This is a genomic window from Pseudobutyrivibrio ruminis AD2017 (assembly GCF_000424305.1).
Classification (GTDB): Bacteria; Bacillota; Clostridia; order Lachnospirales; family Lachnospiraceae; genus Pseudobutyrivibrio; species Pseudobutyrivibrio ruminis_B.
Genome location: NZ_AUJQ01000007.1, coordinates 82,533 through 95,558, shown reverse-complemented (window position 1 = coordinate 95,558; position 13,026 = coordinate 82,533). Strand labels below are relative to the sequence as shown.

The following is a 13,026-nucleotide window of genomic DNA, read 5'->3' as shown; positions in this document are numbered from 1 at the left end:
TCACAATGCATCAACTAAAGCCTTTATTCTTTCTCTTCCATGAGATAAATTTGTCTTAAGCATTTTTTTGTGCATTTGAATTCTGCTCTCGTAATCTAATTGAATAAACTTCCGAAGCGCTTCTATTATTTCATTTGTATTCGAAATACCGTTTCTGATAAACCCATTTTCTTCGGAAACAAATGAATGCATTTCCTCTCTTATGTTTTGTGCAAATGACATAGTTGGTATTCCAAGAAAAGCAAGCTCAAAACATGTCCTGCCCTGAGAGGTAATTGCCATATCTGCATTAGACATTAATTCAGGCATATTTTTTACATCATATTTTATCGAAACATTATCCGTCTCTAATTTTAATAACGATTCATAATTTTCTTTTGCCCTGCCCAATACAACAGTAAAATCGTATTTTTTATATTCTTCCTTTTTTATTTCTTCTAAAATTACATCTGTATAATTTTGAGGGTCCGCACCACCAAAACAAATAAACACATTCTTTATATTTCTATTAATGGTTATTGGTTTGTATAATAGAAACAATTTCGGTATTAAATAATAATCTGGACCTATATATCTATTACTAGTTTTATCATCATATAGAGAATTTATTACTGTATCAGCATAATCAGCTCCACTACCTACATCCTCAAAATTAACAACTTTTAATCCAAGATTTTTTAATCTGATTACATAATCTTTTTCAGTATCCAATTTATCATTTATCAAAATTGTAAAACTGTATTCTTCTAATTTTTCTAATAGTTCATCCATAGAATCATACCCAACAAGCGAATATGTAGTATCGCCAAATGATTCTATTTTCGTTTTGTTTCTATCAAAAAAGAATATTGGTTTTGTATAGAACATATCCGCCAATTCGAGCATTCTGCCTATATGTCCCAAACCTATCTCATTATTCCCATCAACAGCTATAGCTATTCTCTGTTCACGAAGAATATTTTCAGCGACTAACATATCATGAAAAGTATCTATATCAATCGCTTCGCTTTCAGAGACTTCAAATACACTTACTTTTTCCCCTATTCGTGAACTTTCACTAACAACTCTCTTTTTTGATATTACAAAAGCTCCTGTCTCTTCATATCTTTTTGGTAAATATTGTCTATTTAATCTCTCTACATAATCAGGAATAATCTTCCCATCTTTTTCCATCCAAGCTAGATGAGGTTTATTTACTACAGATATGAGAGTGTCCAAATCATTCTTTATTGCATATTCAATAGCATTATCTAATGTTTTCCATTTTAACGTTGGTGAAGTCGGTTGCATTGTAATAACATAATCGCAATCTATATCTTTACAAGCATCATAAATAACAGCATCCAACGTGACATCATCTGCACAGAGTTCTTCATTTCGTTCCTTACAATTAACCTCGTAGTAATTTGAAATCAATTTTACTTCTTCAGAATCTGTACTAACGATTACGTCATTTATAAACTTACTTTTTTTTGCATTCTCGATACAATATGCTATTAATGGTTTTCCGTTAAGTATTCGAATGTTTTTATTCGGAATACCTTTTGAACCAGCTCGAGCCGGAATAATAGCTATTACTTTCATCTAAAATAAGTCTCCACAATACAAATAATTTTTAACTAATCAAATAAATCTTCAAATTTTATTCTTTCAAAACTCTCAAGTTCTCCTCCTCGAGATGCATTGTATATTTTTATTCCTTTCTCTAATGCATATATTTTTGCTCTTTCATATGCATTATATACATAGCTTCCAAAGAATTTAGATTCCAATTTATCCTCTTTAAAAAAATGAGCATACTTGTCACCTTTATTATTTTTCACAGAATTATCCATTCCCAATAAAAATATTTCTTTAGCTCCCAAATATGTCGCAAGCTGAATGCATGTATATGTTACAGAACCACAAGCTACAGCTCCATTAACTAGATTTTCTGAATAATCTGGTAGTTTATCACGACTCCAGTCTCTGTATTCGTGCAATTTATAGTACCTGTCTCCTAGTTCGTTCTCTAACTTATTAGCAATATAATTTCCACATGTATCACCAATTATAAAATTGTCTACATCAACTTTTGTATAATAATCAAATTTCTCTAGTATAAAATTGGTATCACTAATCACATAATAATCAGGTCTCCACTCAGTATTTTCAAATATTCGATATATAGCATTCATGCTTATAGAAATTTCATTATGCATTCTAAGCACTTCTAAATCTTCAGTATTTAAACTTGGCCCAAGGCCTATAATAAACATTCGCTTGCCTTTATGTTTATCCTTTAATTCTTTTAATTTTTCATTTCGATACTCAGGGATATTTTTATAACAATTATTGATATTTACAATATTATTTTTTTCAATTTCCGTCTTTGTCGCGTTGTAAATAAGTTCAATATCATTATTCATATTTTCAGCAGGGACAAATTTCATGTAAGCAAATTCATCTGATAAGTCCTCAACTAACCTTTTGTTTTCTGATTCATAATAAATTTTTATCTGCGCATTGTTTTCTTTATGCAATCTTTCTGCTGTTACTATACTAAAAAAATTAAGTCCTAAAATTGAATAGCTGGTATTTGATGCTAATGTTTTTTTTAAATATTCCTCGTATTCTTCACGCAAAGATTCTTCAATCCATTCAGCCGGACAATCATTGCAAAAGAAATAACGTGTAATATTGTTTTGTTGCAAAAGATAAACAGCTTCTTCACTCATTAAGTGAGTTATTACAATGTACTCATTCGTATGATTTGTTAAATATTCCTGAAACGAAATAACTTTCTTTCCCTCTATCAATGTTCCATGCTTACTTTCGTCATTATCTATGAATCCTATAACTAAATCATTTGGAATATGCTTTAAAAATCTTTTTCCAAATGCTCCAGCCCCCCATAAAAAAACCTTCATAGTTATTCTCCAATGCACATTTATTCAAATCTTCCTAATATTTTTTCTGCCCATGGATCCAATAAATCAGCCTCTGTCGTAATATCATTTGGCATAATGCAATCTTTACAATATGGATGCTTAAATCTTTCACCTCTTAATTGCATTTTCAAAAACTCATTACGTCTTTTTCCATTCCATATAGTGATAAGTGATTCTTCATTTATATTCCCGAACTTAATATCATGGAGTTGATCACAACAAGCTGCTGTAACATCTCCATTTTCTCGGACTGCTAATCTATAGAACGGTCTATGACATACTTTATTTATTTTTGTTTGGCATACATTTTCCCTTCCATTTATTGCATTATCAATTATTCCTTTATCAATAGTGTTATATTCAACATCACCATATATAGGTATTATGGATTCAATGAAAATTGTATCTGCAAGTGAAGAAAACATTTCTCTGAATACCTTTTCCCCATCTTTAATATTTTTTATAGCAATATCTGCAATTTTCATTGAAATTTTGCATTTATCTTTATGGTCATAAAGATATTTAAAATTATCTAGCATTTTTGAGAAGTCTACTTTTGTGCCTGCATAGTTTTTATATGCCTCTGCATCCAAACCTTGTAAAGATATTCTTATGGTATCTGGCATTCCATTAGCTACCAATTCATCAACTTTGTCTTTAGTAAATAACAGACCGTTTGTTGTAAAGTCAATTGTTTTAGTTACACCACTTTCTCTTAAAAACTTTATCATCTGCGGCAAATTTGGATTACATAAAGGTTCACCAAAAAAATATAATTCTACCTTTTTTAAAGGTTCATGGAATTCTTTAAGTTCTTCTACAATCTTTTCAAATAATTCCATGCTCATATTCCGTTCCGGATATATATGCTTTGAATGACCGCAATACACGCAATTCAAATTACATAGTGTTGATGTCTCTATGCACACGTTATATGGCTGTTCTAACGGTATAACGTCTTTTAAACATGTTCTATTTTCATTTCTCCACTGCTTATATTCAGCCATATATAAACACCACCTACTTGATATTTTGATTTATAAGCTCATTAATCAAATCTACAACACGTTTTGTCGCTTCCCCATCTGCAATTATTCCGCATCTATCAATAAATCTTGCCGCCTCTTCTCGATATTTCTCTTTATCAAAGTCTAGGATGTTTGCCACCAATTCATCTGTAGTTCTTGCACATGAAAAAGGTATCTCATCCAATGAAAACATCAGATTTCCTCTGTCAGCTACGTACTCTTCTATATCATCAGCAAATATAAAACCTGGTTGTCCTGTCAAAAAGCCTTCGAAAATCACTGTAGAATAATCCGTTATTATTGCATCTGTAGCAGCCATAAGCTCATTCATATCATCAGCTTGCGTAACATCTATAATCTTTGAATTCGTATTTACGATATTCATCTTTCTAACTGAGTCTGCAAGTTGCGGATGTAATCGAAGAAACAGATACCACTCTCCGCCAAATTTTTTCTCGAATGCATCAATAACTCTATCAAAATCTAAATAAGCTTTTTTCTCATTTACACTTCTATTTAGCGTCTGGCTACCGCCTCTAAATGTTGGCGCGTATATTGCTATCTTTGCATTATTTGGAACCTCATATCGTTCTCTAATTAATTGATGCTTTTCCTTAACACCATTTATTAATACATCAAATCTAGGTGTTCCAATCTCTTTTATTTCGCCATCATAAATCAAGCCATCAGGCCACATATTGGTACACCATCTACTCCCTGAAACGGCAATATCAATTAAATCAGAATCTGCTTTGCTTACTAAATAGGCTATCTTACAAAACTTATCCCCTCTGTATTTTCCTATTGATTTAAGGCTAATAGAACCATGCCACGTTTGAATATATGTTGTTCCTTTTCTTTTTCTCGTTCCTAAAAATGTTCTTGTATTTCCAATCCAGACTCTTGCTGTTGACATATGAAATGCCCTATTCCAAATAGTATCTTTAACAACCTTTATATCACTTGGGAATCTATGACCATCTTTCTTAGTAATCCAAACTAGCTCGTAATCTGTTTCGCCTTTTGCATTTCTTTTAAGTATTTCCTCCGCAATATATCTTGGATTGCAACTATAGCCTCCATTTCCTTCCAGTGTCCAAAGTACTATCTTGTTCCTTTGAATAGGAAAAACTCTACAAATATAGAAGGGTAGGCTATAAAATAATGCCTTTATCTTCCTTTTTTTTATATATTTTTCTTCAGCGTTGCCTCTTGCCATTTTTCTATGCATCTATTAAATCCAAGAATCTTTCTAAACTATACAGTAACAATCTTTGTTCACCAGTTAATTCATTAATGCAATTATCTTTAAACTCTTTTCGTTTAGGCCCGCCCCAGTTTTTCATCCAAGCCTCCGCTGGTCTCGACATAGGTTTCTTTTCTGGTATCTCAAGCATTGGATATCTCATTTTAAAGAGCTGACGAATCAAGTATTTACTCTCTCCATTTCTCACTCGCTCTAAATCTAAAGGCTCTGCCATCTTCAAATGTTCAAATGGATCTATAAAATTTAATCCAGCACAATCAAATGCATTTGTTAATGCTCCAGCTGCTGATACAGCATAAGGTCCCTGAATATAACCTATAAAATCAATATCCCCATTAGGTTTTCTATATTTTTCATAAGTATCCATTGCTATACTGCCATCTTTTATAACTTTAGAAGCATCTAAGAAAGTAAATCTATTAATCCATTCATCATACTTCCAATCCCTAGATAACAGTCTATCCATGCCACCAAATTCTGTGTCAGCGCAATCTCCATAGACTATCAGAATGCACCCATCATTTTTCGCTCTTAATGCTGCTTTATAGGCCTGTGGCTCGTTTGGAATAATAGGAGAACCATCATGAAGCATTAGTTCATCCATTTCGTTTACATAATCATCCCATGTAACATCTACAATCACATGCTCCAACCCGTAGATATCACAATACTTTCTTGCCTGTTCAGTTTCATCAACAGCATTTTCTCCAATACATCTTGCTGTATAGCACTTAGTTCCTTTAGGCATATATGAAGCAAGAATAGCTGAATCCATACCACCACTAAGCAGCACTCCTGCTCTTGATAAATCGACCTTTTCTAGCTGATTTCTGATACCTCTATCTATATCTTCTGCAGTTTTACAAGGAACCTTTTTATCTAGTGGAACATCTGGATGCTTTTTTGGAATGATTCCTTCCTTGAAGCATTTGTTTTCATCATATACATATCTCACTGTTAAATATGAATCCATACAGTACTTTTTATCTTCCATCATTCCTTACTCCTCACATGCTTTCGGTATCTCAACTCTCAGTCCCGTTGATGAAACGCTAGGTGTATGTGGCAGATACACTACGTCAGCACCCAGCTTTGCCAAATCTTCCTCTGTTTGTTGCCAGCGTTCATTACCTTTCCAATCGTCGCCTATGAACACTGCATCAAATCTATGAGCCTTATAGATTTCCACCTTATCCAGGGTATCTACAATTATTACATCATCCACCGCACGCAGGTTTCTGACTATCTCAGCTCGGTCATTCTCGTTAATTACTGTCGTCTTATGTTTATACTGCTGCACAAGCTCATCAGAATTGACCCCCACAATAAGCCTCTCGCACTGTGCTTTAGCGTTGTTTATTAAATTAAGATGCCCAACATGGAACATGTCAAAAACGCCCTGCGTATACCCAATTTTATACATGCTATCTACCTATTGTTTATATCGACCAATTTCCACTATTACAAAGGGCTCCGCACCCTCAGGTGCGAAGCCCTATAAAACTCCTACTATTCCTATACTCCCCACCATTCATGCAATTAAACCCCAAGCTGAAAAACCAAATGTAGACACTTCCACAACTTAGTTTTTCTATGGTTTAATTATAGTGAATATGGGGCTTTTGTTCAATCAATTCGCGTAGAAACACAGAATTGTCACAAAATATCTTTTATACACAACATTCAACCTATATTTACATAAAGCCATAGATATTCCTATATCATTATTCTTAAGAAACAAATGGCTTCGCAGCATCAGCCGCGAAGCCATTTTCATCTTTCTATCCTTGTCCAACTGTTTTTGCCAAACGTTCTCTTCTATATTCATCAGCAATATAATCAGGTCCATTCATCCACATATCTGTGCTTTCATCAAATAGCATGGCCGCCGTTTGAGACTTCATAAATCGAAAAAAAGCTTTTGTTCTAGATATTTTTTGTTCCCTAGCTATATTAATTGATGCCATAGCTGCCAAAAGTTGCATTGTATATTCGTATTTGCTAACCTTCATTAGCTTGTCACCTTCTTTCATTTATAATCTGTTCCTTATAATCAATAAAGGATAATTTATTCATCGCCTTCTCTGTCCTAATGCATATTTGATTAGTCAACTTGTCAGGTAATAATAATCCAATTGCTATCTCATCCGCTCTTTCAGAACCAACTTCTCCATATAGGCCTTCCATGTAAGCAGTAATCACCTGATTGGTAGTGTCATCTGCTATTTTCCCGGCTATTATGTCGTATTTCTCCCATTTTTTTATTTCATCTTTAAACAACTGACTCCGTCTATGAGCTGCCACACAGTGAAGCCACTCTCGATCTGCTGTAGCAAACTCGTATACCTCTAAATCCTTAAAATCAGTCATCGTATATATATTTAAATAACCATTTGATGCATCGCCTACCAAATACCCATTTTTCTTAGCTTTACCTATTGAAGACTTTATAAATCTTTCTGCCTGTTTCGCCTCAGTAGTAACGTAAAATCCGAGTCCAAAATCCTTTCCTGGCATACATAATGCCAAATCAGGCTTCTCAACTATAGCATAACTTCCATGATACCAATTCTTACCTTCTTCAAGAATCATATTGATAATCCCTTCACTTTAAGATAATGTTCCAAATCTGCTAGATTCGCCTCATCCCCCTGAACATGATATTCCTCATAACAAGTTTCAATATACTCATTTAATCCATATTTTTTAAAAATCTGCTCACACTCCTCAGCAGATTTATTCCACTTTAATTGCGCTAATCTAAACAATCTCACTTGAAGCATAAAGATATCGTCTCTTTTATTTAATCCCATTCTTCATTTCTCCATTATTTCGTTTATACGATTATAACATAGAATCTACAACTTTCATAAACTCAACATCTCTAAAATTGCCGCAAAAAATCAATCCTATATTCTCGGCTACCGCCAACATCAAGCACTAATGCTGTGCTCTCTGTTGTTTGACCTTGATTCATATTACCGCAACGAATTCCATAATAAAATATAGTTGCTCGCTCATCTATTATGTCTTCATCTTGCGACGACATTAGTCTGTTTATCGCAGGATTTATATAGTTTTCCTTTATTCTTAGCTTTGTATTCTATTTTATCAGATTTAAGATTTTCTCTGTAGACATACTATCATTTTCCAAAACTGCTTTTTGAAAATCCTTTAATATATCCACAGCCTCATCAGTTTCAAGTCTGCTTTTAAAAAATGTTTTATTGTCACCTCTTGCGTATGAGCCAAACAAAATAATTTTCTCTAGATTTGAACCATAAATCTGCTTTATTATTTCTATGTAGTTTGCTAGTATTACATTTACTTCCACATCTGCTCTCCCCTCAGGCTTTCCCAACCTCTTTCACCTGCATTTTGCAACTTTTCCAACTTATCCTAGATTATAGCATAAGAAACAAATGGCTTCGCAGCATCAGCCGCGAAGCCATTTTCATCTCTACTTCAATACCCCAGACACATCCTTCGGAAGAACTCGTAGTATACTGTCCTTATTCTTTCCCTCTAGATAATATTCACCTAAATGTGCTTTCTGATATCTTTTAACAGAATCATCCTTAGTAGCATCCTCTAATAGTTTTGTATAGTATCGCTCCCAACTAAAGAAATCGCTACTTTCAACATATTCTTCAGTGTGCTCTAAAATATCATCTATTCCTTTGATATCAATAATACCGGACTTTAAAATCAGCCATTCAAAAGACTCAGGAAAATACATACCTACATTTCCACTCATATTTGAATGAGCTACCACTTGTGCAACATAGGCACCAAAAGCTGCGCCATCAGCTATAACAATAACTGGATTATCACTTGATAATTCCTTCAATTTCGGAATTATATTAGAATTTCCACCTGCGCTAACACACTTATTTTCATTTAATATCTTGGCAAAAAACTGAAAACCTGATTTTTCGTCCTCAACTAAAATAACATATTTCTTTTTATTAACTTTCAGTGGTGAATAAATTGGATATAACTCATTATATATTTTTTCAGGGAAATGGTATTTCCCCGTTGTCCTTATTCCATATATCTCATTTACACTATATGGCAAATTATATAATGGCTGTCTAGTTATCAAAACATAGTAATTTGATGTATTTTTAATTACACTGGCAAATTCTTCTGTGAAAACAAACGAATAGTCTTCATCGATAAACACTATTGTATTTTCATAAGATTTTATTAGCACATCCCATATACTAGAATCACCAGTAAAAGCAACACAAGGAACATCTGAGGTTATTCTTATCCCTGACTCTTCCCTGAATCTTCCATAGGTCTGCAACAAATCAATTAATGTAGTCTTGCCCGTAGCACTATTGCCTTGGATTACTGTGATATTTCTTTTTATTGTAAACTCATATTTAAGTCTTTCGGCTTCTATTATTACTTTATGTTTTCCCTTCATACGTTCACCTTAAATATAATCTAATGCTACGTCTGTATACTCATCCATATTCGTAACGATAACATCATTATTCAATATTTTAATTTTAAAAGGTTCCATATCATTGAATGGCATAAAATATCTCAGATTTACAGTAATATCTTTTACTTCTCCTATCTTCAGCAACCATTTTGCACAATTTTCACCACAGCTTGTTGCATTAAAAACTAAATCCGGTCTACCATAAGCACTAATCAATGTCTGAACGCCACCTGACAATCTTTCAGGAGGGATAGGCCCAAGAACTTCACTTTGTATCAATTGATCACTTACAACCTTTGATTTATCAATATCTTCAATCATTTGCTGAACTAACTCATCTTTAAACCATTCCGGATTGTAATTAAACTTAAACCATGATGGACCGTGCATTACATTATCTTTTTCTCCAAAATATATTGAAAGCATTCTGTCTCCTTTATAATATATAATCAACCATTATTACTTAAATCGAAGCTCATTATCGATATTTTTCTATTTAATCCAGTTCTTCATTTCTCCATTATTTCGTATATACGATTATAACATAGAATCTACAACTTTCATAAACTCAACATCTCTAAAATTGCCGCAAAAACTCAAGCCTATATTCTCGGCTACCGCCAACAAGCACTAATGCTGTGCTCTCTGTTGTTTGACCTTGATGCATAATACCGCAACGAATTCTCTAATAAAACATAGTTGCTCACAATTATTAGCATATATCCTCTATCGAAATTTGGTAGTTCTTTTTGTTTTCTAATCTTTATTGTACTATAAATGATTTATGTACTGATATATTTTTCTACAAGGTTCCATAACCAACTTTTCTAATAACTCCCATATTTTAGACTCTTTCATTTTAGTATTTTCGGCATTTTCATTTTAGTAATTTCGGCACTTTTATTTTAGTAAATTCGGATTTAACCCCAGTCCAAGCTACCAATCCAAAACCCAGGCCACACAGCTCAGCCCCCAGGAACCCAACACAAGGCCAGGGCTATCACCCCCTGGCCTTCTCCATAACCTTCGCCATAGCCACAGACATATCCTCTAAATCTACTGTAGCCTCTGCGCCATTTATCCTATCAACAAACTCCCTAATCTCGTAGCGCAGGCCGTCGCCGGCGAAGTCTCTGTCGTAGGAAATAATATCGTTAGGGTCCTCGAAGCGAATTTCAAAATGCCTAGTAAGCCACCATGGTGCAGGCACACTGATATATCCCTTTGTTCCGGCCACTACCAAGCTTCCGTCGCTCTTAACACCAAGCCCTGCGTTAACACGAGCAATACCGTCGGCGTATGTAAAATTGGCTGTAGTGAAAACATCCACTCCGTCACCGTTTAGCAATTTATCAAACTTAACTTCCTTGTAATCTAACCCAAGGAAAGTAAAGGCAGCCAACATGCCATAGGTGCCAAGTTCAATGAAACTTCCAGCCACATCCTTATCCTGCAGCTCCCTGCTATCCTCAGGCACTAGCTTGGTAAAGGTAGCCTCTACATACTTCACGTCGCCAATTACTCCGCTATCCACCACTTCCATTAGCTTTAAAAAGCCTGGACAATAGGCAGTCTTCAAGCCTTCCATCAGAACCAACCCCTTCTTGTGAGCCAGCTTGTATATCTTTTTAGCGTCCCCCTCTGTCAGGCACATCGGCTTTTCGCACAGTACATGCTTGCCATGCTCCAAAGCCTCCTTGGCGTAGTCAGTATGTGTACCATGAGGGCTGGCGATGTAAATGGCATCCACCTTGTTCCACATATCCTCTATTTTATTTACAGGCTCTGGCAATGAATATCTGCTAAGGCCGTTAACTGCTGATGGCACCAGACCTACGATATCATCCTGCAGCCTTGATACAAATTCCATTGCACTTCCACCATGTGGATTGAAAACAACTGCTATTGACGTTCCATCCACATGCTCCATTTCCTTCAAAAATCTTCTAGCAATTCTACCTGTTCCAATAATCCCAAATCTAATCACAACTCTAATCTCCTTGGACTTTCTTTCTCTGTTCCATGAACTTTTCTACTACCTTAGCCATTGCTCTGGATTCCCCAGCTGTCAGCTTGTAATCCACACTTTCTGGGTCCCTGATTTTGTTAATGAATTCCGAAATCTCGTATCTAAAGCCTCCTCCTTGGAATTCCGCCTTGTGGCGCTCAATTCGCGAAGGGTCCTCGTAGCGAACCTCAAAGCTGTCGGCCAGCCACCATGGCGACTGCACCAAAATATATCCTAAAGTGCCCGCAATAATAAGCTGACCTTCGGATTTCACACCTGCTCCAGCCTTTGCTGTAGCAAGGCATCCATCATATTTAAAATGGGCTTCCGTGTAGATGTCGATTCCATTCTCGCCCAATATTGATTCCAATTCCACCGATTCGTAGTCCACACCCAGCAGCTTAAAAATAGGTAACATTCCATAGCTACCATACTCTAAGAATGCGCCACTATATTTATAGTCGCACTCCTCTCTTGAACCAATATCAGGAAGACGTGAAAAGCAAGCCTCCACGTTGCAAATCCTGCCAATCGTTCCCGACTTTGCAGTAGCGATTATCTGCTGGAAGGCAGGCAGATATGCGGCCCTGATTCCTTCCATCAGCTTTAGTCCCTTGGACTTTGCCATGTTATATAGTTTCTGGGACTCTGCAAAAGTAAACGTCATTGGCTTTTCGCACAGCACGTGCTTTCCAGCCTCTAATCCCCTTCGCACGTAGTCCGCATGGGTTTCATTTGGAGATGCCACATAGATTGCATCCACCTTATCCAAAAACTCGTCGAATTTTTCCACATATGTCGGCAATTGATATTTCTGATTGAAATCCATTGCCGATTCCACATCCGGATTGTACGCTGCCACTACTTCAGCGCCTGATACGTAGCTTGATTCCTCGAAAAATCTAGGAGCCACACGACCAGTTCCAATGATACCGATTCTAATTAAAGTGCCCCTGCCTTCCCTGATGATAGAAGATGAAATATCAGGTGTACGCTCTAAATAAATAACCTTGCAATATGCATTCAGATAGTCAAATTTGCCTGTCCAATCTGAACCCACTGTAAAGATATCCACACCATACTTTTGGATATCCTCTATTTTTTGGCCATCGTGATCCTCTACAATGATTTCATCTGCAAACCCGGTGGAGCGCACATTCTCGATACGTGTCATGATTGGATCCACCAGATTAAGCTTGCCACGCATAGTATCAAAATGTTCAGTTGTAACTCCAACGATTAAATAATCCCCCAGAGCCTTAGCACGCTTCAATAGCTTGTAATGTCCCTCATGGAACAAATCGAAAGAACCGTATGTAATAACTTTTTTCATGAAC

14 protein-coding genes are annotated in these 13,026 nt (G+C 35.5%); all 14 read right to left on the bottom strand.

All coding sequences use genetic code 11. The features are described from left to right. Positions 1 to 1,584 carry a cytidylyltransferase domain-containing protein gene (locus G611_RS0106120; protein ID WP_028242871.1) on the bottom strand — a complete coding sequence of 528 codons (1,584 nt, stop codon included), beginning with the start codon at positions 1,582 to 1,584 and terminating at the stop codon, positions 1 to 3. Positions 1,585 to 1,619: 35 nt separating this feature from the next. Further along, on the bottom strand, positions 1,620 to 2,909 hold the full coding sequence (locus G611_RS0106115; protein WP_028242870.1) for a 6-hydroxymethylpterin diphosphokinase MptE-like protein: 1,290 nt from the start codon (positions 2,907 to 2,909) through the stop codon (positions 1,620 to 1,622). 20 nt (positions 2,910 to 2,929) lie between these two features. Then, complete coding sequence (locus G611_RS0106110; RefSeq protein WP_081656991.1) at positions 2,930 to 3,937, bottom strand: radical SAM/SPASM domain-containing protein; 1,008 nt, start codon at positions 3,935 to 3,937, stop codon at positions 2,930 to 2,932. 13 nt (positions 3,938 to 3,950) lie between these two features. Beyond that, a complete protein-coding gene (locus G611_RS0106105) occupies positions 3,951 to 5,177 on the bottom strand; it encodes a CDP-glycerol glycerophosphotransferase family protein (RefSeq protein ID WP_028242868.1) in 1,227 nt (408 codons plus the stop codon). Positions 5,178 to 5,181: 4 nt separating this feature from the next. Beyond that, positions 5,182 to 6,222: an asparagine synthase-related protein gene (locus G611_RS0106100; RefSeq protein ID WP_028242867.1), complete on the bottom strand. Its 1,041-nt coding sequence runs from the start codon at positions 6,220 to 6,222 to the stop codon at positions 5,182 to 5,184. A gap of 3 nt (positions 6,223 to 6,225) precedes the next feature. Further along, positions 6,226 to 6,648, bottom strand: coding sequence for an adenylyltransferase/cytidyltransferase family protein (locus tag G611_RS0106095; RefSeq protein ID WP_028242866.1), 423 nt, complete (start codon positions 6,646 to 6,648; stop codon positions 6,226 to 6,228). A 358-nt stretch (positions 6,649 to 7,006) separates the two neighbouring features. Next, positions 7,007 to 7,258: a hypothetical protein gene (locus G611_RS0106090; protein WP_051195107.1), complete on the bottom strand. Its 252-nt coding sequence runs from the start codon at positions 7,256 to 7,258 to the stop codon at positions 7,007 to 7,009. Beyond that, positions 7,245 to 7,817 (bottom strand): DUF3990 domain-containing protein, encoded by a 573-nt coding sequence (locus tag G611_RS0106085; protein WP_028242864.1) that lies wholly within the window; start codon positions 7,815 to 7,817, stop codon positions 7,245 to 7,247. Before G611_RS0106085 ends, G611_RS0106090 begins: the two co-directional genes overlap by 14 nt. Continuing rightward, positions 7,814 to 8,038: a DUF3791 domain-containing protein gene (locus G611_RS0106080; RefSeq protein ID WP_028242863.1), complete on the bottom strand. Its 225-nt coding sequence runs from the start codon at positions 8,036 to 8,038 to the stop codon at positions 7,814 to 7,816. Before G611_RS0106080 ends, G611_RS0106085 begins: the two co-directional genes overlap by 4 nt. A gap of 290 nt (positions 8,039 to 8,328) precedes the next feature. Beyond that, on the bottom strand, positions 8,329 to 8,586 hold the full coding sequence (locus G611_RS0106075; RefSeq protein ID WP_028242862.1) for a nucleotidyltransferase domain-containing protein: 258 nt from the start codon (positions 8,584 to 8,586) through the stop codon (positions 8,329 to 8,331). A gap of 99 nt (positions 8,587 to 8,685) precedes the next feature. Beyond that, positions 8,686 to 9,660 carry a hypothetical protein gene (locus tag G611_RS0106070; RefSeq protein WP_028242861.1) on the bottom strand — a complete coding sequence of 325 codons (975 nt, stop codon included), beginning with the start codon at positions 9,658 to 9,660 and terminating at the stop codon, positions 8,686 to 8,688. A gap of 9 nt (positions 9,661 to 9,669) precedes the next feature. Next, positions 9,670 to 10,107 carry a DUF4869 domain-containing protein gene (locus G611_RS0106065; protein WP_028242860.1) on the bottom strand — a complete coding sequence of 146 codons (438 nt, stop codon included), beginning with the start codon at positions 10,105 to 10,107 and terminating at the stop codon, positions 9,670 to 9,672. A 574-nt stretch (positions 10,108 to 10,681) separates the two neighbouring features. Further along, a complete protein-coding gene (locus G611_RS14090; protein WP_051195105.1) occupies positions 10,682 to 11,668 on the bottom strand; it encodes a Gfo/Idh/MocA family protein in 987 nt (328 codons plus the stop codon). A 4-nt stretch (positions 11,669 to 11,672) separates the two neighbouring features. After that, positions 11,673 to 13,022 carry a Gfo/Idh/MocA family oxidoreductase gene (locus G611_RS0106055; RefSeq protein ID WP_028242859.1) on the bottom strand — a complete coding sequence of 450 codons (1,350 nt, stop codon included), beginning with the start codon at positions 13,020 to 13,022 and terminating at the stop codon, positions 11,673 to 11,675. Between the last annotated feature and the right edge of the window lie 4 nt (positions 13,023 to 13,026).

Coding starts and splice junctions, on each gene's coding strand:
- G611_RS0106105 (WP_028242868.1), bottom strand. CDS start 5,177: ATGGCAAGAGGCAACGCTGAAGAAAAATATATAAAAAAAAGGAAGATA.
- G611_RS0106055 (WP_028242859.1), bottom strand. CDS start 13,022: ATGAAAAAAGTTATTACATACGGTTCTTTCGATTTGTTCCATGAGGGA.
- G611_RS0106120 (WP_028242871.1), bottom strand. CDS start 1,584: ATGAAAGTAATAGCTATTATTCCGGCTCGAGCTGGTTCAAAAGGTATT.
- G611_RS0106100 (WP_028242867.1), bottom strand. CDS start 6,222: ATGATGGAAGATAAAAAGTACTGTATGGATTCATATTTAACAGTGAGA.
- G611_RS0106065 (WP_028242860.1), bottom strand. CDS start 10,107: ATGCTTTCAATATATTTTGGAGAAAAAGATAATGTAATGCACGGTCCA.
- G611_RS0106095 (WP_028242866.1), bottom strand. CDS start 6,648: ATGTATAAAATTGGGTATACGCAGGGCGTTTTTGACATGTTCCATGTT.
- G611_RS0106070 (WP_028242861.1), bottom strand. CDS start 9,660: ATGAAGGGAAAACATAAAGTAATAATAGAAGCCGAAAGACTTAAATAT.
- G611_RS0106085 (WP_028242864.1), bottom strand. CDS start 7,817: ATGATTCTTGAAGAAGGTAAGAATTGGTATCATGGAAGTTATGCTATA.
- G611_RS0106110 (WP_081656991.1), bottom strand. CDS start 3,937: ATGGCTGAATATAAGCAGTGGAGAAATGAAAATAGAACATGTTTAAAA.
- G611_RS0106090 (WP_051195107.1), bottom strand. CDS start 7,258: ATGAAAGAAGGTGACAAGCTAATGAAGGTTAGCAAATACGAATATACA.
- G611_RS0106080 (WP_028242863.1), bottom strand. CDS start 8,038: ATGGGATTAAATAAAAGAGACGATATCTTTATGCTTCAAGTGAGATTG.
- G611_RS0106115 (WP_028242870.1), bottom strand. CDS start 2,909: ATGAAGGTTTTTTTATGGGGGGCTGGAGCATTTGGAAAAAGATTTTTA.